We start from the raw sequence: 1201 nt of genomic DNA, 5'->3' as shown, positions 1-1201 counted from the left end.
GGGGTAGCTTCGTAAACCTGTTCTACTGTGTGCCGTAGCGCTCTACGCATTCTGGCGTCGGTGGAACGGGCCACTGAGCGAAATTCCGGATGTCGGTAAATTGCTGAGGCGAGATGTTCGACAACGTGTGCCAATGCACCGAACTGAAAGTCCAGCTCGTGAAGCAAACTGAAAACGCCGCAAACTACGTTGACAGCAGAATCGAATAACGTGTTCTGACTTGCAATCACTTCGACCCAGGCGTCGAGGACAACGCTCGAATAGCCGGCCTGTGACAGCATCCATAGGAAGTCATATGGCGCGATGGAGATGTAGGTTCGGTTCGCGAGAAGCGACAGCATCAGATACTGGCGGTGCTCTGCAAGCGAGCGCGGCCCAGTCTGAGCCGCGTGCGCAATAACGGCCAGCGGTGCCACGGACGACACCTTGAACCCACTCAAAGCCAATGCGCGCAATCGCGCATCGATGGATACGAGCGCCGCATTTTTTTCGAGGCAAAGCGCGATAGCATCGTACGATTCCGCGTCCAGAACCTCTTTAAACTCTAAGAAATTGCAAGGCACTTCGGCGGGGCCGTACGCGGGCGCGACTTCACAGTAGCGCTGGACCGACTCGACAATTGCCGTCAGCATGGCCACTCTTTGCTGCCGGTCTTCGGGAGTGTACCGAACTACCGTAAGCTTCCCGTCTACTTCCCCGGCTCGGCCTATCGAGCGCTCATTTTTTGCCCCCTCCATGGCTATAAGCAGCAAATCATAGGCACGTTGCGAAACAATCGGATGTGGCAAAAAGCCGAGAACCGACAGAGCCTTAAATAGGCCCAATTCGACCAGCGTGATGCAATCCAGCACGCACGACGAACTCGACCCGAGTGGATTTGACCGCTCAAGCCCACCAGTGACGCGTCCCTCGGCAACGACCAAAGGCGGCTGGCTCGCCCCCCAGGACAATATAAGGTCCACTGGCGAACGTCCAAGCAACTGCGCACAAAGGCCTACGGTAAGGCGACCCTGCCTGTAGCCATCGATGACTAGGTCCGCCCCTCCCGACTGTCGTTTCAACTGTGAGTGAATCCGAGACATGTCTATGCTGCCGTCGTCGTTCTTTACAGACATAGTCAGGTAGCCCGGAATGGGTTCTACAGTCTTTTCGGTTAGCTCGTGCGCGTACCCGAGCAGATGCCTAGAGGCGGGCATCAATG

General features: G+C 56.4%; 1 protein-coding gene. It reads right to left on the bottom strand.

Features of this window, described 5'->3' with window-relative positions:
* Window positions 1-851, bottom strand: an 851-nt coding sequence (locus ABZX22_RS45210) for a hypothetical protein (protein WP_354923548.1), incomplete at its 3' end; no start/stop codon positions are given.
* Window positions 852-1201: the final 350 nt, after the last annotated feature.

It is taken from the genome of Nonomuraea sp. NPDC003804, from assembly GCF_040610675.1.
GTDB lineage: Bacteria > Actinomycetota > Actinomycetes > Streptosporangiales > Streptosporangiaceae > Nonomuraea.
The sequence above is the reverse complement of the archived record's forward strand: the minus strand, read 5'-3'. Positions and strand labels throughout refer to the sequence as shown.